Here is a 19,071-nt window from a genome sequence, read left to right as displayed (position 1 = left end):
ATTAGGCCCTGACAAATCGCCCACCACTGCCCGGAAGCCTGAATGACCGCCATCGTTGAAGTCGTCGCCCGCGAGATCCTCGATTCACGCGGCAACCCCACCGTCGAAGCCGACGTCCTCCTCGAGTCGGGCGTGCTCGGCCGCGCCGCGGTTCCGTCCGGCGCCTCGACGGGTTCCCGCGAAGCCATCGAGCTGCGCGACGGCGATCCCCAGCGCTACTTCGGCAAGGGCGTGATGAAGGCGGTCGAGCACGTGAACACCGAGATCTGCGAAGCGATCCTCGGGCTCGACGCGTCCGAGCAGGCGCACATCGACCGCGTGCTGATCGACCTCGACGGCACGGAGAACAAGGCGCGCCTGGGTGCCAACGCGATCCTCGCGGTGTCGGTCGCCTGCGCGAAGGCCGCGGCGGAAGAGACCGGCCTGTCGCTCTATCGCTACCTCGGCGGCGCCGCACCGAAGAAGATGCCGGTGCCGATGATGAACGTGATCAACGGCGGCGCGCACGCGAACAACTCGCTCGACCTGCAGGAATTCATGGTCCTGCCGGTGGGCTTCACTTCGTTTCGCGATGCCCTGCGTTGCGGCGCGGAGATCTTCCACACGCTCAAGAAGATGATCGACAAGGCGGGCATGTCGACCGCCGTCGGTGACGAAGGCGGCTTCGCGCCCAACCTGCCGTCCAACGAGGCGGCCATCCAGTGGATCATCAAGGCGATCGAGGAAGCGGGCTATCTCGCCGGCTCCGATGTGCTGATCGGCCTGGATTGCGCCGCGAGCGAGTTCTACAAGGACGGCAAGTACCGCTTCGAGGCCGAGAAGCTCTCGTACAACCCGCAGCAGTTCACCGACATGCTCTCCACGTGGTGCGACAAGTACCCGATCGTCTCGATCGAGGACGGCATGGCCGAGGGCGACTGGGACGGCTGGGAGATCCTCACGCAGCGCCTCGGCAAGGGCGTGCAGCTCGTGGGCGATGACGTGTTCGTCACCAATACGAAGATCCTTGCCGAGGGCATCAAGCGCGGCGTGGCCAATTCCATCCTCATCAAGATCAACCAGATCGGCACGCTCTCGGAAACCTTCGAGGCGATCGAGATGGCGCGGCGCGCGGGCTACACGTCCGTGATCTCGCATCGTTCCGGCGAGACCGAGGATTCCACCATCGCCGACATCGCGGTCGGGACCAACGCGATGCAGATCAAGACGGGCTCGCTGTCGCGCTCGGATCGCACGGCCAAGTACAACCAGCTCCTGCGCATCGAGGAAGAGCTCGGCGAAATGGCGACCTACGCCGGACGCGAGGCCTTCCACCAGCTCAGATGAAACCGCTGCCGCTCGCTCTCGCTGCATTGATCGTGCTGCTGCAGTATCCGCTGTGGCTCGGCAAGGGGAGCTGGCATCGCGTCGCGGAAGTCGACCGCCAGGTCGCGCAGCAACGCGAAACGAATGCGCGCCTGAAGGCGCGCAACGATGCGCTGGATGCCGAGGTGCGCGACCTGAAGCAGGGTTTCGACGCGATCGAAGAGCGCGCGCGCATCGACCTCGGGATGATCAAGCGCGACGAGGTCTTCTACCAGGTGGTGAAGCAGTGACGCCGGCGGCCGCGCGCAAGTACTGCGCTTCGCTCAAGGGCGCGACCTACGACCTCAAGTGGGGCGCGGACCACGTCTACTCGGTCGGCGGGAGGATGTTCGCCGTCGTCGGCGATCCGAGCCACAAGGAAGCGGGCCTGGGCTTCAAGGTCGATGACCATCGCTTCCTCGAGCTCACCGATCGCAAGGGCATCATTCCGGCGCCGTACCTCGCGCGCGCGAAATGGGTGCTGGTGCAGGACTACAAGAGCCTGGCCGATGCCGACCTGAAGACCCTCATCGCGCGCTCGCGCGAGCTGATCGTCGCGAAGCTCCCGAAGAAGCTCCAGCTTGAATTAAAGGGGTCAGGTTAGTTTTTCTACCTGTCCCCTTTTTCCCCTGAAAAAAGGGGACAGGTAGAAAAACTAACCTGACCCCTTTAATTCAATCGACCTTCGCGCCGGAGTCCTTCACGGCCTTGGCCCACTTGGCCGTTTCCGAACGCACGAACTCGTCGAGCTGCGCGGGCGTGCCGCCGCCCGATTCCGCGCCCTGGTCGGCGAAGAACTTCCGCGTTTCTTCCGACGTGAGGATGGCGTCGAGCTCCTTCGCCAGTCGATCGATCACCGCCTTGGGCGTACCCGCGGGAACGAAGATCGCGTTCCACGACGACGAGTCGTAGCCGGGAACGCCGGCTTCGGCGACCGTGGGCAGATCCGGCAGCGCGGGCGAACGCGTCGCGGTGGTGATCGCGAGCGCGCGCAGCTTCCCGCTGCGGATGTGCTGGATCGCCGCCGAGAGGTTGTCGAACGTGAGGTTCACCTGGCCGCCCATCACGTCGATGAGCATCGGGCCGCTGCCCTTGTAGGGGATGTGCGTCATCTTCACGCCGGCCATCGACTTGAAGAGCTCGCCCGAAAGGTGGATCGACGTGCCGTTGCCGCTCGAGGCGAACGTCACCGTGTCGGGCTTCGCCTTCGCCAGATCGATGAGCTCCCTCACCGTCTTCGGCGGGAACGCGGGATGGACCACGAGGACGTTGGGCGTCTTCGACAGCAGGATCACCGAGGCGAAATCCTTGAGGTGATCAAAGGGCATCTTCGAGTAGAGGCTCGCGTTGATCGCGTTCGTCCCGACCGTGCCCACGAAGAGCGTGTAGCCGTCGGCCGGCGACTTGGCCGCCTGCTCGCCGCCGATGTTGCCGCCGGCGCCGGGCTTGTTCTCGATGACGACCGGTTGCCCGAGGCGCTCGCCGAGCTTGGAGGCGACGGCGCGCGCGGAGATGTCGGTCGAACCCGCCGGCGGGAACGGCACGATCATCTTGATGGGCTTGTTGGGAAAGGCCTGCGACCAGGCAAAGGTGGCGGCGAAACAGGCGAGGGCTGCGGCGAGGCGTGCGAACGGACGTTGCATGATCTCCTCCGGCATTTTGGATGTGTTTGCGGCGAGTTTACCGTGAAGGTCCGGCATCCGCGCTTCGCGAGCCATATCCCGTTATCATTCGCGACTGCCTCAAATTCCACTGCGGGTGCCTGGTGAACGAGTTCCTTTCCGCGGTAGTCCTGCTACTGCTGGTCACCGACCCCTTCGGCAACGTCCCGCTGGTCAACGCCGTGCTCGCGGGGACGCCGCCCGAGCGTCGGCGCCGCGTCGTGCTGCGCGAGTGCTTCATCGCGTTCGTGCTGCTGCTCGTCTTCATGTTCTTCGGCAAGACGTTCCTCGCGCTCATGAGCCTGTCGGAGACGTCGCTCACGATCGCCGGCGGCATCATCCTCTTCATGATCGCGATCCGCATGGTCTTCGGTCATCCGGATGGCGCCTTCGGCGCCGGCCCCGTCGGCGAGCCCTTCATCGTGCCCGTGGCCGTGCCCTTCATCGCGGGCCCCTCCGCGCTCGCGACCGTGATGCTCATGGCGACCCGTGAGCCGAGCAAGGTCGGCATGTGGGCCGCGGCGATCACGGTGGCGATGGCGATCTCGACGGTGGTGCTCGCGATGGGCGATCGCCTGCAGCGCTGGATGGGCGAACGCGCGATGACGGCGGTCGAGCGGCTGATGGGCCTGCTGCTCACGGCGATCGCGATCGAGATGCTGCTCACCGGCATCCGCGCCTTCGTGAAGGGGCTCGCCGCATGAGCAAGGCCTTCACGCGCGAAGATGCGGAACCGCCCGAGGATCTCGATGCCGAAGAAGAGAACCCGATCCCGCCGGGCTCCCGGAACTACATGACGCCCGACGGCGCGCGCAGGCTTCGCGATGAATTGAGATGGCTGGTCAACGCCGAGCGCCCGGAGATCACCGGCATCGTTTCGTGGGCCGCGAAGAACGGCGACCGCTCGGAGAACGGCGACTACCTCTACGGCAAGAAGCGCCTTCGCGAAATCGACAAGCGCATCCGCTACCTCACGCGCCGCCTCGAGAACACCGAGGTCGTCGATCCGGCCACGCGCGAGGACACCGACCAGGTGTTCTTCGGCGCCACGGTCGAGTACACGGTCAATGGCGGCCCCTCGCAGGTCGTGACCATCGTGGGCATCGATGAAACCGATCTCACGCGCGGGCGCATCAGCTGGGTCTCGCCGGTGGCGCGCTCCGTCATCAAGGCGCGCGAGGGCGATACCGTGACGCTGCATACGCCCGAGGGAAACAAGGAGCTCGAGATTCTCGAAGTGCGCTACGAAGCCGTTCCGATCGACGCTTTCCAACCCGTGAGAAGCACATGGTCCCCCAACGTGAAGTGATGTCCCGAATCGCCGGCGCATTCGCCGCGCTCCTCGTGTCGCTCGCCGGTTCCTCGGCGCAGGCGCAGGCCCCGACCTCGGCGCCGGCCGCAAGCGGCGAGAGGAAGAATTTCCTGTGGGAGGTGTCGTCGCTCACGAACAAGGTCTACCTGTTCGGCACCATCCACGCGGGCAAGAAGGACTGGTTCCCGTTGCCCGAGGTCGTCGAGAAGGCCTTCACGGAATCGAAGGTGCTCGTCGTCGAAGCCGACATCACCGACCAGGAAGCGATGATGAAGTCCGCGCCCCTGCTCATGTACGCGCCGCCGTCCAACCTCGAGACGGCCGTGGGTCCGGAGGAGTACGCGCGCTTCAAGAAGCACCTCGCGAGGTATTCGCTTCCCGAGGCGCCGCTGCGCCAGTTGAAGCCCTTCAGCGCGGTTTCGATGCTCGTGTTCAGCGAATGGGGGCGGCTGGGCTACCTTCCGAATTTCGGGGTCGATGCCTATCTCATCCAGAAGGCGAGGGCCGAATTGAAGCCGCTCATCGAGATCGAGGGCGTGGAGACGCAGAGCGCGCTCATCGGTTCGCTCACGCCCGAGCAGAACCGGCAGATCTTCACCGGGACGATGAAGGCGATCGAGAGCGGGCTCACGAGCGAACAGATCACCGGCATGGTGAACGCCTGGCAGTCGGGCGATGCCAATCTCCTGCTCGAGATCGCGCGCAAGTACAACGACGACGTGCCGGGCGCCAAGGAATTCGAGGAGATGTTCATCTGGGCGCGGCACGACGCGATGGTGAAGAAGATCGAGGGCTACCTGGGTGAAGCGCGCAAGCCGCACTTCATCGCGGTGGGCGCGCTGCACATGGCGGGCCCGCGTGGCCTGGTCGAGCTGCTGCGCAAGCGCGGATTCGTGGTGAAGCAACTGTGATTGCGCCTCGGGAGGGCGGCCGCATCCTCGTCGAGCAGTTGATGTTGCACGGCGCGGATCTCGCGTTCAGCGTTCCGGGCGAGAGCTTCCTCTCGGTGCTGGACGCGTTCTACGAGCATCGCGAGAAGTTCAAGCTGGTGACGTGCCGCCACGAAGCGGGTGCCTCCAACATGGCCGAGGCGTACGGCAAGCTCACCGGCAAGCCCGGCATCTGCCTCGTCACGCGCATGCCCGGTGCCGCGCAGGCGGCGATCGGCGTCCACACGGCATTCCAGGATTCCACGCCGATGATCCTCTTCATCGGCGACGTGGGCAGCGACTTCCGCCACCGCGAGGCCTTCCAGGAGGTGGACTTCGCGGCGATGTTCGCGCCCGCCGCCAAGTGGGCCGCGCGCATCGATTCGGTCGAGCGCATTCCCGAGTACATCGCGCGCGCGTGGAACGTCGCGACGTCCGGCCGGCGTGGCCCCGTCGTCCTGGCGCTTCCCGAGGACATGCTCTCGCAGTCGGCGACGGTCGCCGACGCGAGGCCGGTGAAGGCGCCCGAGGCGCACCCAGGCACGGGCGACATGAACCGGCTGCGCGAGATGCTCGCCGCCGCGCGCCGTCCGCTCGCCATCGTTGGCGGATCCGGCTGGTCGAGGCAAGCGTGCGAGGACTTCGCGAAGTTCGCGCACGCCAACAAGCTTCCCGTCGGTGCGGACTTCCGCTACCAGGATCTCTTCGACAACCGCGACCCGAACTACGTGGGCGACGTGGGCATCGGCATCAACCCCGTGCTCGCGAACCGCGTGCGCATGGCGGATCTCCTGCTGGTCGTGGGCGCGCGCCTGGGCGAGATGACGACGAGCGGCTACACGCTGCTTTCCTCTCCGGTGCCCAAGCAGAAGCTCGTGCACGTGTACCCCGACGCCGCGGAGCTCGGGCGCGTGTACCAGCCCGAGCTCGCGATCGTCTCCGACGCGGGCCCATTCGCCCTCGCGGCTTCGGCCATGGCGCCGCTCGACTCGTCCGCGTGGGCTTCGGAGACCTCGGGCGCGCGCGCCGATTACGAAGCCTGGATCGCGAAGAAGGAGATGCCCGGGCGCCTGCAGATGTGGTCCGTCGTCGAGCATCTCGACAAGGTGATGCCCGAGGACACGATCTACACCAACGGTGCGGGCAACTTCTCCGTGTGGCTGCATCGCTTCCATCGCTATACCGGCTTTCGCACGCAGCTCGCACCGACCTCGGGCGCGATGGGTTACGGCGTGCCTGCCGCGATCGGCGCGAAGATCGCGGAGCCAAAACGCGCGGTGGTTTGTTTCTCCGGTGACGGCGACTTCCTCATGACCGGCCAGGAGCTCGCCACCGCGGTGCAGTACGACGCGGCGGTGATCATCCTCGTGATCAACAACGGCATGTACGGCACGATCCGCATGCACCAGGAGAAGCACTACCCGGGTCGCGTCGTGGGCACGGACCTGGTGAATCCGCATTTCGCCGCATTCGCGCGCGCGTTCGGCGCCGTCGGTGAAATCGTCGAGGAGACCGCGCAGTTCGCGCCGGCCCTCGAGCGCGCCATCGCCTCGGGCAAGCCCGCGGTGATCGAGCTGCGCATCGACCCGCAGGCGATCACGCCCAATGCCACGCTCGACGGCCTGCGTGCCGCCGCCGCGAAGAAGACGTGATCCACAAGCTCGCCGAGCACGAGCGCGCGGTGATCTTCACGCTGGGACGTTTCTCGGGCGTGAAGGGTCCGGGATGGGTGGTGCTCATTCCGGCCGTGCAGACGATGAACCGCATGGACATCCGCCCGGTGACGCTCGATCTCCCGAACGTGACCGTGATCTACCGCGTCGTGGATCCGGGCAAGGCGCTGCTCGCCGTGGCTGATTTTCGCGCCGCGATGCAGACGCTTACCGAAACGTCCGTCAAGGGAGAGCTCGCGGGGCGCGGTGCGGACGCGCTGGTCTTCGAACGCAAGGGCATCGAGGATGCGCTGAAGAAGCGCTTGAACGACGCGATCGGCGCCTGGGGCCTCCACGTCGAGAGCGTGGCGCTCAAGCGTTAGCGCGGCAGGTATTTCTCCAACAACCGGTTGGTGAATCGCCCCTGGGGATCGACGCGCGCCTTCAGTGCGGCGTAGGTACGGGCAGCCGGATACGCGCGCTCGAATTGCTCGCGCGTCGCCTCGAGGCGATAGGGAAGGTAATGGCGTCCCCCCAGCGATAGCGCGAGCTCGATGAGCTCCCGGGTCCATTGGCCGGACTCGGCAATCGCGGCAGCGCTGGTGCGCTGCTTGTAATAGATCACGAACGAGTACGCCTCCTCGGGGGCCCAGCTCAGTAGCGCGGTGGTGTCGGCCGGTGAGTGGCGGATCGAGACATTCAACGCGCCCGTGCCGCGCTCCTTCAGGATGCGGGCCAGTCCGCGCGCAAAGGGCGCAAAACCGCGGAGAGGCACGAAGTATTCCTGCAGCAGGTAGGTCGACAACGATCGCGTGTGGGGTTCGAGCGAGGCGACATCGAGGCTGGCTTCGAGATTGCGCCAGATCACCGGCCGATCCGCGAGGCGACTCTTCGCGAGGCTTTCGCGCAGGCGGTCGCCCCCGGGAAGCTCGCTGATCGCCCAGATGGCGTTCTTCTCGAGCGTGTAGTCGAGGCCCTTGGGTACCAGGCGCTTCGCATCGGTGGGCGGTTTTTCCGTGGCGAGCCAGGTGGTCGTGCGCGGATTGGCGAATGCTGGCGATGAGAGATCGGCGTTGTGGAGGATCGCGCGCGGATCGGACAGCACCTTGTTCTTGAAGTACGCCGGATATTCCTCGAGCGGGACATCCACGACGACGCGCTCCATGCGGACGTTGGGATCCAGGTCGAGTTCGACCTCCGTAATCACCCCCAGCCCGCCGTAGCCTCCGAACGCTGCGCCGAAGAGCTCGGGCTCGCGCGATCGGGTCAGCTCCAGGACCTGCCCGTCCGCGGCCACCACCTGCAGCGCACGCACGGAATTCACGAGCGGGCCCTTGCCGACGTAGCGCCCGTGGCAGTTCACGGACACCGATCCGCCGACCGTGAAGTTGCTGTAGCTCTGCATGATCTTCACCGACAGATCGTGCGGATCGATCGCTTCCTGGAGATCGCGCCACGTCATTCCCGCCTGCACGCGAATCACGCGGCGTTCCCGATCGAGCGACACGACGCGATTCATCGCGCGCATGTCGAGGTGCAGTGCGCCGGGCGAGGCGATCTGTCCGCCCATGCTGTAGCGCCCGCCGCCCAGGCAGATGGTTCCGGAGCGATTGCGCAGCGCGGCCCTCACGTCGTCGGCGGAGCGCGGCCGGATCTCGGCCGCGACGCGGGTGGCCTCGAGCTGGGAGACGTCTGTGACGAGCGGGCCCTGCGCCGCCTGCGCGCGCGCTGCAGGTGTCGACAGCGCCGCGAGCGCCGTGGCCTGCAGGAAGCGGCGACGGTCCATCGCGGAGATGCTAGCTAGGGCTTGCGGTAGCTGATGCGGTAGATCACGTCCGCATGGTCGTCGGAGACGAGCAGCGAACCGTCGGGCATGACTTGCACATCGACCGGCCGGCCCCAGGCCTTGTCGTCGGAGGCATCGAGCCAGCCCTCGGCGAAGACGCCGTAGTCGACCACTTTGCCGCCTTCGACCTTGGCGCGCATCACGCGATAGCCGCTCTTCTTCGAGCGGTTCCACGAGCCGTGCTCGGCGATGAAGATCTGGTTGCGGTATTCGGCCGGGAACATCGTGCCCGTGTAGAAGCGCATGCCGAGCGAGGCCACGTGCGCGCCGAAGTTCTTCGCGGGCGCCGTGAACTCGGAACACTTGCGGGTCGCGCCGAACTCCTGATCCTGCACGGTACCGCCGTGGCAGTACGGATAGCCGAAGTGCATCCCGGCCTTGGGCGCGTGGTTGAGCTCATCGGGCGGGATATCGTCGCCCATCATGTCGCGGCCGTTGTCGGTGAACCACAGCTCCTTGGTCACCGGGTGCCAGTCGAACCCCACGGAGTTGCGCACGCCGCGGGCGATGACTTCCATCGCCGAGCCGTCGGGCTTCAATCGCGTGATCGAGGAGTAGGGGTCGTCCTTTTCGCAGATGTTGCAGGGAGCGCCTACCGGCACGTAGAGCCAGCCGTCGGGCCCGAAGCGGATGAACTTCCAGCCGTGGTGTTTTTCGGTCGGGTATTTGTCGTAGATGACCTTGCCCTTGGGGCTTTGCAGGTTCGCCTCGATCCCGTCATAGCGCCACACGCGGCTCACCTCCGCCACGAAGAGCGCGCCGTCCTTCACCGCGACGCCGTTGGGCATGTTGAGTCCCGTGGCGATCGTGATCACCTCCTGCGCCTTCTTCCAGTCGTGCTTGATCGCGTACACGCGGCCGTCCGAGCGCGTCGACACGAAGAGCGTCCCGCCTTCGCCGAGCGCCATCGAGCGCGCATTCTTCACGCCTTCGGCGAACACCGTGATTTCGAAGCCCGGTGGAAGCTTGATCTTGTCGAGGGGCAGCTTCGACTGCGCCGTGGCGGTCAACGGGGCAAGCAGGGCGAGCAAGAGGGTAGCGGCCAAGCGCATGGTGTTCTTCCAGGGAGGCGTCAGCGCGAGCTGGCGATGAGGTTGTCGAGGGCCGCGGGGCTGAAGCCGCGCATGCGCTTGTCGCCGGCGATGAGCAGCGGCACGCCGCCCCCGCCGTAGCTGCGGAACTCTTCGCGATTGGCATCCGAGGCATCGATGTCCACATCGCGATACGAAACGTTCTTCTCGGCGAGGTAGGCCTTCGCGCGCTTGCAGGGGCCGCACCAGGTGGCGCTGAACATCGTGAGCCCCGATTGCGAAGGCTTGCTGGTGCCGCCGGGCGAGGGGCGGCGGATCACGGCGGCCCAGTTGTCGATCTGCGGCGGACCTTCGTACGACTTCGCCGTGATCTTGATCTCCTGCTTCTTCACGTCGTCGGGCGGCGCGTCGCCGTAGTGGGTCTTGCCGGTCGAGTCCGTCCACTTGTAGACCTGGGCAACCGTCGGCGTCGCGAACGCCAATCCAGCCGCAAGAAGCGTCGCAAGAGCGAGGGAAGGGTGGCGGCAGCGCATGGCTAATTATTGCATTAGACTCGCGGCCATGATTCGCAGGCCCTTCCTCGCGCTGCTCCTCGCGTTCCTTCCCGGCATCCTGCTGGCCGCGGCCAACCCCGATCCCGTCACCGTCACGCTCGCCGATTCGGCCGCGCCGGTCGAGCTCATCGTCGGGCAGGAGTTGCGCCTGCGCCTCGAGAGCAATCCTTCCACCGGTTACGCATGGGCCGTCGCGAAGACCTCCAAGCATGGCGGCCGCATCCGCATCGTGAAGCAGAAGGGCGAAAGCAAGTACGAAGCGCCGCCCGCGCCCGCCGATGGCAAGCCGGTGGTCGGCGCGCAGGGCGTCGAAGTGTGGACCTTCACCGCCGCGAAGCCCGGCTCGCAGCAGCTCAAGCTCGAATACCGCCGCGGATGGGAGAAGGACGTCGCCCCCGCGAAAACCGCCACTTTCAAGATCACCGTCCGCGAAGCGCCGAAGAAATGACCTCCATCCCGACGACCGAAGAAAAGAAGAACGACAAGCCTGATCCCAGCGACGACCTGTCCGTCACGCGCCATCGCGCGACGATCGGCGGCAAGGAGATCGCCTACACCGTCACGTGCGGCACGATCGTGCTGCGCGAGGAGTCGGAGAAGGAGGGCAAGAACGAAGGGGAGAAGCCGCGCGCCAGCGTGTTCTTCGTCGCCTACACGCTCGACGACGTCGCCGACAAGACGAAGCGGCCGCTCACGTTCTCGTTCAACGGCGGCCCGGGATCGAGCTCGGTGTGGCTGCACCTCGGTGTGCTCGGACCCAGGCGCGTCGCGCTCGATGATGAAGGGCAGAACGACGGCCCGCCCTACACGCTGGAGGCGAACGAGTTCTCGCTCCTGCCGCAATCGGACCTCGTGTTCATCGATCCGGTGGGCACGGGCTACAGCCGCATGGTCGAAGGCGAGAAGGTGAAGGAGTTCCACGACTATCGCCGCGACCTCGAGAGCGTCGGGGCCTTCATCCGCCTCTACACCTCGCGCTACGCGCGCTGGTCGAGCCCGAAGTACCTGATCGGCGAGTCGTACGGCACTACGCGCGCTTCCGGACTCGCGGGGCACCTGATCGAGCGCTACGGCATGTACCTCAACGGCGTGATGCTCGTGTCCGTCGCGCTCGATTTCCAGACGCTGCGGTTCGACGTGACGAACGATCTTCCGTGCGTGCTGTTCCTGCCGACGTACGCGGCGACCGCCTGGTACCACAAGAAGCTTGCGGCGGACCTGCAGGCCAAGTCGCTGCGCGAGCTGCTCGACGAGGTCGAGGCCTTCGCGTCAGGCGACTACGCGAACGCGCTCTTCCAGGGTGCGGGTCTCGCGGCGAAGGATCGTGCGGCCATCGCGAAGAAGCTCTCGCGCTACACCGGGCTTTCGGTCGCGTATGTCGAGAGCACGGACCTGCGCATCGAGATCTTCCGCTTCTGCAAGGAGCTGCTGCGCGCGGAGGGCCGCACCGTGGGCCGCCTCGACAGCCGCTTCAAGGGCTTCGACCGCGACTCGGCCGGCGCCATGTTCGAGTTCGACCCGGCAATGGCCGCGATCTACGGCGCGTATGCCGCCGCGATGAACGACTACGTGCGCTCCGACCTGCGCTTCGAGAAGGACCTGCCCTACGAGGTGACCAAGGGCCTGTACCTCACGTGGGGCTGGAACGAGTTCGCGAACCGCTTCGCTTCCGTGGGCGAGACGCTGCGCAAGGCGATGTCGATGAATCCGCACATGCGCGTGCTGGTGGCCAATGGCTACTTCGACTTCGCCACGCCGCACTTCGCCTCCGACTACACGATGGATCACCTGGGCCTCGATCCGTCGCTGCGCCAGAACCTCACGGTGAGCTACTACGACGCCGGGCACATGATGTACGTGCACAAGCCCTCGCTCGCCCGGCTTGCGGGCGAGCTGAGGAAGTTCGTCGCTCCCTAGCGGAATACGTGTCGCGAGGTGTGGGGGTAGGCGCCGCCGTAGTTGCCCTGGCAGCCACCGCCCGCGCACACGAGCGTTCCGTTGCGCAGCGTACGGACCGCGAAGCCCACGGCCGGCAGGCCTTCCATCACGAGGTTCTCGTTGAGTACCTGGCCGTCGCTCAGGCGCGTGGTCTGCGCCGGGAACGAGATCGTCGGCGGTGACGAGAAGCCGCCGGCCACGAAGCCCAGCATCACCGAGCCGTTCTCCGCCGTCGTTGGCAGCGTGACGCGCCAGCCGTTCGCGCCCAATGCGAGCGTGGTGCCCGCGGCGCCCGTGGCCGTGGCACCGCGCGTAATGCCCACCACCGTCGAGGCAAACGGCAGTTGCAGGTTCGCCTCGGAGTTGCTGGGCGGACAAGTGAAGCCGCAGGCCGGGACGATGATTCCGCCCAGCCCTTCGCGCGAGCGGTATTCAAGCGTGAAGTTGAGCGACCTCGAGCCCGCGAGCACGGTGTTCGTGAACGGGCCGGTGCCTTGCCCGGGCACGAGCACGTGGAAGCGCTTCGTGGGCAACGTGACGACGAAGTCCGCCGCCGACTGGGTCGTGTTGTCGAGGATGAACTCGTTGTCCACGGTCGAGCGCATGAGAATGGCGTTCAGCGCTTCGACGCCGCTATTCCACGTCGTTCGGTAGGCCTTGCCGTTGGCGGCGAAGTTGCCCACGCCGTTGACCTCGGCCGAGTTGAAGTCGGGATAGGCGTCCGAGTACGTGCGATAGAAGCCTTGCGTCGAGAGGTCCGCGATCGCGATCGCGTTCACGGTGAAGTCCAGGCCGCTCGCGACGTTGATCAGCGTGAGTGTTCCCGAAACGCCGCCGGTGGGCGGGCCGAGCGACAGCACGCCGCCGCCGCGCAGCGCCGCGCAATCGGGCGGCACGCCATTCGCACCGGGCGTGGCCTGCGCGGCGCTCGCGCCCGTGAGGGTGGCCATCTCGATGACTTCGACATAGCCCTCGCGCGTGCGCTCCATCGTGTCGCCCATGCCGTCGCTGTTGGTGCCGGTGTAGCTCGCGCTGCTGAAGGCGAAGCCCGTAAGCGCGCTGCCACCGGCGGGTGGCGTGAAGGCGGGATTGGTGCAGGAATTGTCGATCGTCAGCAGCCCCGCCGCCGGCGGCGCGCCTGCGACCGAGGGGGTGATCGCACCCGCCCACGCATCGCGCGGGCCGAGGTACAGGTTGTAGTTGCCAACCTCGCGGCCGTTGAGGCTCTCGCGGAAGCGCACGCGCAGCACCTTCGCGTCGCTCGTGTGGTTCACGATCGAGATGTAGGTGTTGTAAACATTACTGTCCACCGGCTTGACCGTGTAGTACGGATAGATGAGCGCCTGCCCGAGGCCATCGGGGTTGAGGTACATGGCCTGGACGGCGGGCGCTGCGAGGGCCGCGGCGAGGAGGGCCGCATTGCGAAAGCGATGCATCGTCATCTCCCTTGATGGCTTGTTGTTGGAACTTACGCGTTCGATGCAGCGTCGCGCGAATCGTTCCGTTCTTCATGGCGTGCGAGTGCCCACGCAACGTGCTCCCGCACGAGCGTCGATGGATGCTCGCGCCGCGATTGCAGCGCGGCGCGCGCAGCCGGGGAGGGCGCGGCATTGCCCAGCGCCACCGCGATGTTGCGCAGCCACCGCTCATGGCCGATACGGCGGATGGCAGTGCCCTCGAGGCGGCGATCGAATTCTTCCTGGGTCCACGCAAACAATTCGGCGAGATGCGCGTCGTCGAGCCCGTTGCGCACGGCGAAATCCGGCGTCGTGCTGACGTGTGCATATTTGTTCCAGGGGCACACGAGCTGGCAATCGTCGCAGCCGTAGATCCGGTTGCCCATGAGCGGCCGCAGCGGTTCGGGGATCGCGCCGTGGTGTTCGATGGTGAGGTAGGAAATGCAGCGGCGCGCATCGAGCTGGTAGGGCGCGACGATCGCCTGCGTGGGGCACACGTCGATGCAACGCTGGCAGGTGCCGCAGTGATTGGTCACCGGCACGTCGCGCGCGAGGTCGAGGCTCACGAAGAGCTCGCCCAGGAAAAAGAGCGAGCCCGCCTCGCGGGAAAGCAGCAGCGTGTGCTTGCCGCGCCAACCGAGGCCGCCGCCCGCGGCGAGCGAGACTTCCATCACCGGCGCGGAATCGGTGAACACGCGGTACTTGAAGGCGCCGAGCTCGGCGGTCATGCGATCGGCGAGCGACTGGAGCTTCGCGCGCAGGACCTTGTGATAGTCGCGCCCAAGCGCGTAGCGCGACACGAAAGCGCGCTCGCTGTCACCGATGACTTCCCACGAATCGCGAGCCGCGGGCGGCGTGTAGTTGAGCCGTGCCGTGATGATGCTCACGGTTCCCTCGACCAGCTCCGCGGGGCGCGCTCTTCGGACCCCATGGCGTGCCATATAATCCATCTCGCCGTGCCAGCCGCGACCGAGCCATTCGAGCAGGCGCGCTTCATCCTCCTCGAGCTGCGTCCCGGTGATGCCCACGGCATCGAAGCCGAGCTCGCGACCCCACTGCTTGATGCGCTCTTCCATGCGAGCGATGTTACCTGTGCCCACCTTCCCGCTTTCCGACGAGACCGCGACGCTCGCACTGGGCGCGGCACTCGCACGCGGGCTGCGGCCGGGCATGGTCGTTTTCCTCCAGGGGGAGCTCGGGGCGGGCAAGACCACCCTGGTGCGGGGGGCCCTCCGGGCGCTGGGTCACGAGGGGCGGGTAAAAAGCCCGACCTATGCCCTGGTTGAAGTTTATGCCGTTTCGAGGTTAGACTTGCATCACTTTGATTTTTATAGGTTCAGCGACCCGAGAGAATGGATCGACGCGGGCTTTCGGGAAAGCTTCAACGGGCAGGTCGTAAGCCTGGTCGAGTGGCCCGAGAAGGCCACCGGGCAACTGCCGCCGCCGGATCTGGAGATCGCGCTGCGCGTGCTGGATTCGGGCCGCGAAGCGACGCTGAAATCGCACACCCCCGCGGGCGAGCAGTGCCTCGCGGCAATCACGCAACACTTCCCTTCCTCCGCTTCGTAGCCGCGCTGCTGTTCGGCGCGTTCTCTTCGCTCGCGTCTGCCGCGGAAACGCTGATCGCCACGCGCATCTGGCCCGCCGAGGAATACACGCGCGTGACACTCGAAGCCGCGAATCCGGTGAAGCATCAATTCTTCTTCGTGAAGGATCCGGAGCGCCTCGTGGTGGACCTCGAGGGCATCGACCTCAGCGACGAGCTGCGCAACCTCCCGTCGAAAGTGCGCGAGGACGATCCTTACATCAAGACGATGCGCGTCGCGCGCAATCGACCCAACGTCGTGCGCATCGTGTTCGATCTCAAGACCGAGGTGAAGCCTTCGGTCTTCCCGCTCGCCCCCGCGGGCGAGTACAAGCATCGCCTCGTGCTCGACATCTACCCGGAGAAGCCGCGCGATCCGCTGCTGGCCCTCCTCGCGCCCAAGCCCGATCCGATCAAGGAGATCGCGAATTCGCCGGTGACCGTGGTGCCCGTGGCGCCGCCCTCGCAGCCCGCGCCGGCCGCGCCGGCCGCGCCGCAGCCCGTACCCGCGCCCGCGCAGCCCGCACCCGACCTGCCGGTCGTGAAGCTCGACCCGAAGCTCGACCCGAAGAAGCCCGCGAAGACCGACCGCCTCGTGATCGTCGCGATCGATGCCGGTCACGGCGGCGAGGATTCGGGCGCACGCGGACGCGGCGGCACGCACGAGAAGGACGTCACGCTCGCGATCGCCAAGCGGCTCAAGGCGCGCATCGACCAGGAGCCCGGAATGCGCGCGGTGCTCGTGCGCGACGGCGACTACTACGTTCCCCTGGCGCAGCGCGTTTCCAAGGCGCGGCGCGTGAATGCCGATCTCTTCGTATCCGTGCACGCCGATGCGTGGGTGAAGCCCGACGTGAAGGGGTCTTCCGTGTTCGTGCTCTCGGAGCGCGGCGCCACGTCGGCCGCGGCGCGCTATCTCGCGCAGAAGGAAAACGAGTCGGACCTCATCGGCGGCGTGAACCTTGGCGTGAAGGACCCGGTGCTCGCGAGGACGCTGCTCGATCTCTCGCAGACCGCGCAGATCAACGATTCGCTCAAGCTCGGCAAGGCGGTGCTGGGCGAGCTCGGCGACGTGAACGCGCTGCACAAGCCCGCGGTGGAGCAGGCGGGCTTTGCCGTGCTCAAGGCGCCCGACATTCCCTCGATCCTCGTGGAGACCGCGTTCATCTCGAATCCCGAGGAGGAGAAGCGGCTCAAGGACGCCGGCTACCAGGACCGCATGGCGATCGCCGTGCTCGGCGGCATCAAGCGCTACCTCGCGGCCAATCCGCCGCTCGCACGCGCCAAGCTCGTCCTGAAATAACTACTCGGCGGCAGCGGTCTTCGTCGTTTCGGCGGCCATGGCGGCGGCCTGCGCCTTGAGCATCGCCGTGGCTTCGAGCGATGTCACGGGCCGCGAGAAGAGATAACCCTGGAAGGCTTCGCAGTGGTTGGCGCGCAGGAACTCGAGCTGCGCGCGCGTCTCCACGCCCTCGGCGATCACCCGCAGCTTCAGGCGCTTGGCCATCGCGATGATCGCTTCGGTGATCGAGCCGCTCGACGCATCCTCGGGCACGTTCGCGATGAAGGAGCGGTCGATCTTCATGCTCGTCGCGGGCAGGCGCTTCAACTGGCCGAGCGAGGAGTAGCCCACGCCGAAGTCGTCCACCGCGACCTGCATGCCGACCGAGCGCAGGTGCTCGAGCGTCTGCACCGACTGCTCGAGGTTGCGCATGATCATGGTCTCGGTGATCTCGAGCTCGACGCGGCGCGGGTCGGCCCCGGTCTCGCGGATGATCGACAGCAGCGTGGGCACGAGACGGCGCGACATGAATTGCCGCGGCGAGATGTTGATCGAGACGGTGATCGACGGCAGGCCCTCGTCCTCCCAGGCCTTCAGCTGGCCGCACGCCGTGCGGAACACCCATTCGCCCAGCTGCACGATGATGCCCAGCTCCTCGGCGACGAAGATGAAGTCCTTGGGGAAGATCTCGCCGCGCTGCGGATCGTTCCAGCGGATGAGCGCCTCCATCCCGATGATGCGGCCGGTCGCGAGCTCGACTTGCGGCTGGTAGCGCAGGAAGAATTCCTCGTTGTCGATCGCGCGGCGAAGCCGCCCCTCGATCTCGAGGCGCTTGGAGAGCAGGAAATTGAGGTCGCCGGTGAAGAAGCGCACGGTGTTGCGGCCCGCGTCCTTGGCCTGGTACATCGCGTTGTCCGCGTGCTTCAGCAAATGGTTCACGTCGGTCGCGTCGTTCGGGTAGTGACTGATGCCGATCGAGGTGGTGACGTGGATCTCGTGGCCGCCGATCTCCACGGGCCTCGTCAGCTCCTTGAGGATCTTCTCGGCGACCACGCGCGCGTTCTCGGGCCGCTCGAGGTCGGGGAGGATCACGACGAACTCGTCGCCGCCTTCGCGCGAGACCGTATCGACTTCGCGCACGCACGTGAGCAGGCGCTGCGAGACGTCCTTCAGGATGAAGTCGCCCGTGTCGTGCCCCAGGGTGTCGTTCACGACCTTGAAGCGGTCGAGGTCGAGGAACAGCACCGCGACGTGGCGCTGCTTGCGGCGCGCGCTCATGATCGCCTGGCTCAGGCGGTCCTGCATCAGGCGCCGGTTGGGCAGCCCCGTGAGCGCATCGTGGTGCGCCATGTAGTGGATCGTGCGCTCGGTGTTCAGCCGCTCGGTGATGTCCTGCACGAGCGAGGCGTAGCCCATGATGCGGCCACCCGGATCGAGGAGCGTCGTGTTGTACCACTCGCAATGGATCGTCCGGCCGCTGCGGGTCACGTTCGCGAGCGTGGTCTTCGCGCCCTCGCCCGACTCGGCGAGTTCCTTCCACATCGCCTCGATCGACTCGGCCTCGGAGGACGCGACCACGAACGTCGCGCTCCGGCCCAGCGCATCAGCGCTCTGGTAGCCGAAGATCGCCTCGGCCGCGGGGTTCCAGGCCGTCACCTTGAACGCGCGATCCCACTCGATCACCCCGAGCGGTGTTCGCTCGAAATGCATTCGGAGCTTCTGCGCGGCGAGCAGTTCCGCCTGCTGCGCCTTCAGGCGCTCGACCATCTCGTCGGCGAGCGCGTCGTTGGCCTCCTGGAGCCGCTCGCTTTCCTTGACGAGCTCTCCATGCAGGTGCTCGCGCTCGCGGCGCGTGGTCAGCGACTCGACCAGCGCCGAGTACACCTTGGTGTGCACCATCGGCAGCACGATCGCGAGGCACAGGATGAGGCCGCCCAGGAACATCTGCGGGCGGTCCTGGGAAAACACGAGCGACGACGACAGCGGCACGAGGCCCACGAACGCCGTGAGCTTGTAGGCGAAACGATGGGGCGCGTAGTAGGCCACCGCGCCGGTGAGCAGGAGCGTGACCAGGAGTGCCACCGAGACGCGCTGCGCGGCGCGCGCCGCATCGGGAAAGAGCGCCGTGCCGATGACCGCCCAGAGGATCGCCGTGAGCGTGCTGCCGATGAGGAACCAGCGTTCCCAGCTGGGGAGCTCATCTTCGGGGGGCGTCGTGTTGATGTAGGTCTTGTAGAGCGCATAGCGCACGACGGTGACGATCGAAATGCCGACGAACCATGCGAACAGGGCCGGGCGCGCGAGATCCTCCCAGAGGATGGCGCCAAGGATGAAGATGACGAGGAGCGTCGCGAGGTACTCGACCAGCGAGAACCGGAACAACAGCCGAACCTGCTCTGCGAAGAGTCTGGCTTCGGGTGCGGGTGCCGGTGCGATCGGCGCTGCGGGTGATTCGTAAGGGGTCATGCCCCTCCTTATGA

The 19,071-nt window shown here is 66.3% G+C and carries 19 protein-coding genes; 12 read left to right on the top strand and 7 right to left on the bottom strand.

The features are described from left to right. Window positions 1-42: 42 nt before the first annotated feature. The 3 genes from eno to DSM104440_RS14265 are packed head-to-tail and all read left to right on the top strand — an operon-like array spanning window position 43 to window position 1,948. The gene (gene eno, locus DSM104440_RS14275; protein WP_171163769.1) at window positions 43-1,326 is read left to right on the top strand and encodes a phosphopyruvate hydratase; all 1,284 of its coding nucleotides are present in this window, start codon (window positions 43-45) and stop codon (window positions 1,324-1,326) included. Continuing rightward, the gene (ftsB, locus tag DSM104440_RS14270) at window positions 1,323-1,595 is read left to right on the top strand and encodes a cell division protein FtsB (protein WP_171163767.1); all 273 of its coding nucleotides are present in this window, start codon (window positions 1,323-1,325) and stop codon (window positions 1,593-1,595) included. The genes eno and ftsB overlap by 4 nt, the downstream gene beginning before the upstream one ends. Continuing rightward, window positions 1,592-1,948, top strand: a complete 357-nt coding sequence (locus DSM104440_RS14265; RefSeq protein ID WP_171163765.1) for an MmcQ/YjbR family DNA-binding protein — start codon at window positions 1,592-1,594, stop codon at window positions 1,946-1,948. Before ftsB ends, DSM104440_RS14265 begins: the two co-directional genes overlap by 4 nt. Before the next feature lie 70 nt (window positions 1,949-2,018). Here DSM104440_RS14265 and DSM104440_RS14260 read toward each other — a convergent pair whose 3' ends face one another. Then, complete coding sequence (locus DSM104440_RS14260; protein ID WP_212758085.1) at window positions 2,019-2,987, bottom strand: tripartite tricarboxylate transporter substrate binding protein; 969 nt, start codon at window positions 2,985-2,987, stop codon at window positions 2,019-2,021. A gap of 122 nt (window positions 2,988-3,109) precedes the next feature. On the opposite strand from DSM104440_RS14260, the gene DSM104440_RS14255 reads away from it, so the two are divergent. From DSM104440_RS14255 to DSM104440_RS14235, 5 genes are read left to right on the top strand one after another with little or no spacing between them, the layout of a single operon-like run. Then, a complete protein-coding gene (locus tag DSM104440_RS14255) occupies window positions 3,110-3,709 on the top strand; it encodes a MarC family protein (RefSeq protein ID WP_246212009.1) in 600 nt (199 codons plus the stop codon). Further along, window positions 3,706-4,314, top strand: coding sequence for a transcription elongation factor GreB (greB, locus tag DSM104440_RS14250; RefSeq protein ID WP_171163762.1), 609 nt, complete (start codon window positions 3,706-3,708; stop codon window positions 4,312-4,314). The genes DSM104440_RS14255 and greB overlap by 4 nt, the downstream gene beginning before the upstream one ends. Beyond that, window positions 4,314-5,228 carry a TraB/GumN family protein gene (locus DSM104440_RS14245; RefSeq protein ID WP_171163760.1) on the top strand — a complete coding sequence of 305 codons (915 nt, stop codon included), beginning with the start codon at window positions 4,314-4,316 and terminating at the stop codon, window positions 5,226-5,228. Before greB ends, DSM104440_RS14245 begins: the two co-directional genes overlap by 1 nt. Then, window positions 5,225-6,898, top strand: a complete 1,674-nt coding sequence (locus tag DSM104440_RS14240) for a thiamine pyrophosphate-binding protein (RefSeq protein WP_246212007.1) — start codon at window positions 5,225-5,227, stop codon at window positions 6,896-6,898. The genes DSM104440_RS14245 and DSM104440_RS14240 overlap by 4 nt, the downstream gene beginning before the upstream one ends. Then, the gene (locus DSM104440_RS14235) at window positions 6,895-7,281 is read left to right on the top strand and encodes an SPFH domain-containing protein (protein WP_171163758.1); all 387 of its coding nucleotides are present in this window, start codon (window positions 6,895-6,897) and stop codon (window positions 7,279-7,281) included. Before DSM104440_RS14240 ends, DSM104440_RS14235 begins: the two co-directional genes overlap by 4 nt. On the opposite strand, the gene DSM104440_RS14230 is transcribed toward DSM104440_RS14235, so the two are convergent. From DSM104440_RS14230 to DSM104440_RS14220, 3 genes are read right to left on the bottom strand one after another with little or no spacing between them, the layout of a single operon-like run. After that, on the bottom strand, window positions 7,278-8,684 hold the full coding sequence (locus DSM104440_RS14230; protein WP_171163756.1) for an FAD-binding oxidoreductase: 1,407 nt from the start codon (window positions 8,682-8,684) through the stop codon (window positions 7,278-7,280). The genes DSM104440_RS14235 and DSM104440_RS14230 overlap by 4 nt on opposite strands. A gap of 14 nt (window positions 8,685-8,698) precedes the next feature. Then, window positions 8,699-9,796, bottom strand: coding sequence for a PQQ-dependent sugar dehydrogenase (locus DSM104440_RS14225; RefSeq protein ID WP_171163754.1), 1,098 nt, complete (start codon window positions 9,794-9,796; stop codon window positions 8,699-8,701). A 20-nt stretch (window positions 9,797-9,816) separates the two neighbouring features. Further along, on the bottom strand, window positions 9,817-10,308 hold the full coding sequence (locus DSM104440_RS14220) for a glutaredoxin family protein (protein ID WP_171163752.1): 492 nt from the start codon (window positions 10,306-10,308) through the stop codon (window positions 9,817-9,819). A 28-nt stretch (window positions 10,309-10,336) separates the two neighbouring features. Here DSM104440_RS14220 and DSM104440_RS14215 point away from each other — a divergent pair, with 28 nt between their 5' ends. Together DSM104440_RS14215 and DSM104440_RS14210 are read left to right on the top strand one after the other, a co-directional pair. Further along, complete coding sequence (locus DSM104440_RS14215; RefSeq protein WP_171163750.1) at window positions 10,337-10,777, top strand: protease inhibitor I42 family protein; 441 nt, start codon at window positions 10,337-10,339, stop codon at window positions 10,775-10,777. Further along, window positions 10,774-12,246: a S10 family peptidase gene (locus tag DSM104440_RS14210; protein WP_171163748.1), complete on the top strand. Its 1,473-nt coding sequence runs from the start codon at window positions 10,774-10,776 to the stop codon at window positions 12,244-12,246. Before DSM104440_RS14215 ends, DSM104440_RS14210 begins: the two co-directional genes overlap by 4 nt. Here DSM104440_RS14210 and DSM104440_RS14205 read toward each other — a convergent pair. Both DSM104440_RS14205 and queG read right to left on the bottom strand, forming a co-directional pair. Further along, a complete protein-coding gene (locus DSM104440_RS14205; RefSeq protein WP_171163746.1) occupies window positions 12,243-13,703 on the bottom strand; it encodes a hypothetical protein in 1,461 nt (486 codons plus the stop codon). The genes DSM104440_RS14210 and DSM104440_RS14205 overlap by 4 nt on opposite strands. 32 nt (window positions 13,704-13,735) lie before the next feature. Continuing rightward, a complete protein-coding gene (gene queG, locus DSM104440_RS14200) occupies window positions 13,736-14,800 on the bottom strand; it encodes a tRNA epoxyqueuosine(34) reductase QueG (RefSeq protein ID WP_171163744.1) in 1,065 nt (354 codons plus the stop codon). Window positions 14,801-14,816: 16 nt separating this feature from the next. Between queG and tsaE the strand changes: the two genes are divergently transcribed. Then, entirely contained in the window at window positions 14,817-15,293 is a 477-nt protein-coding gene (tsaE, locus tag DSM104440_RS14195; RefSeq protein ID WP_246212006.1) for a tRNA (adenosine(37)-N6)-threonylcarbamoyltransferase complex ATPase subunit type 1 TsaE, read from the top strand. Then, a complete protein-coding gene (locus DSM104440_RS14190) occupies window positions 15,248-16,612 on the top strand; it encodes an N-acetylmuramoyl-L-alanine amidase (RefSeq protein WP_171163740.1) in 1,365 nt (454 codons plus the stop codon). The genes tsaE and DSM104440_RS14190 overlap by 46 nt, the downstream gene beginning before the upstream one ends. On the opposite strand, the gene DSM104440_RS14185 is transcribed toward DSM104440_RS14190, so the two are convergent. Then, window positions 16,613-19,057: a putative bifunctional diguanylate cyclase/phosphodiesterase gene (locus DSM104440_RS14185; RefSeq protein WP_171163738.1), complete on the bottom strand. Its 2,445-nt coding sequence runs from the start codon at window positions 19,055-19,057 to the stop codon at window positions 16,613-16,615. Between the last annotated feature and the right edge of the window lie 14 nt (window positions 19,058-19,071).

The sequence above is a fragment of the Usitatibacter palustris genome, assembly GCF_013003985.1.
Taxonomy (GTDB): Bacteria; Pseudomonadota; Gammaproteobacteria; order Burkholderiales; family Usitatibacteraceae; genus Usitatibacter; species Usitatibacter palustris.
The sequence above is the reverse complement of the archived record's forward strand: the minus strand, read 5'-3'. Positions and strand labels throughout refer to the sequence as shown.

Excerpts from the sequence above, each read along its gene's own strand:
- DSM104440_RS14220 (WP_171163752.1), bottom strand. The coding sequence starts at position 10,308 with ATGCGCTGCCGCCACCCTTCCCTCGCTCTTGCGACGCTTCTTGCGGCT.
- DSM104440_RS14245 (WP_171163760.1), top strand. The coding sequence starts at position 4,314 with ATGTCCCGAATCGCCGGCGCATTCGCCGCGCTCCTCGTGTCGCTCGCC.
- DSM104440_RS14205 (WP_171163746.1), bottom strand. The coding sequence starts at position 13,703 with ATGCATCGCTTTCGCAATGCGGCCCTCCTCGCCGCGGCCCTCGCAGCG.
- ftsB (WP_171163767.1), top strand. The coding sequence starts at position 1,323 with ATGAAACCGCTGCCGCTCGCTCTCGCTGCATTGATCGTGCTGCTGCAG.
- greB (WP_171163762.1), top strand. The coding sequence starts at position 3,706 with ATGAGCAAGGCCTTCACGCGCGAAGATGCGGAACCGCCCGAGGATCTC.
- DSM104440_RS14260 (WP_212758085.1), bottom strand. The coding sequence starts at position 2,987 with ATGCAACGTCCGTTCGCACGCCTCGCCGCAGCCCTCGCCTGTTTCGCC.
- queG (WP_171163744.1), bottom strand. The coding sequence starts at position 14,800 with ATGGAAGAGCGCATCAAGCAGTGGGGTCGCGAGCTCGGCTTCGATGCC.
- eno (WP_171163769.1), top strand. The coding sequence starts at position 43 with ATGACCGCCATCGTTGAAGTCGTCGCCCGCGAGATCCTCGATTCACGC.
- DSM104440_RS14210 (WP_171163748.1), top strand. The coding sequence starts at position 10,774 with ATGACCTCCATCCCGACGACCGAAGAAAAGAAGAACGACAAGCCTGAT.
- DSM104440_RS14215 (WP_171163750.1), top strand. The coding sequence starts at position 10,337 with ATGATTCGCAGGCCCTTCCTCGCGCTGCTCCTCGCGTTCCTTCCCGGC.
- DSM104440_RS14230 (WP_171163756.1), bottom strand. The coding sequence starts at position 8,684 with ATGGACCGTCGCCGCTTCCTGCAGGCCACGGCGCTCGCGGCGCTGTCG.
- DSM104440_RS14185 (WP_171163738.1), bottom strand. The coding sequence starts at position 19,057 with ATGACCCCTTACGAATCACCCGCAGCGCCGATCGCACCGGCACCCGCA.
- DSM104440_RS14225 (WP_171163754.1), bottom strand. The coding sequence starts at position 9,796 with ATGCGCTTGGCCGCTACCCTCTTGCTCGCCCTGCTTGCCCCGTTGACC.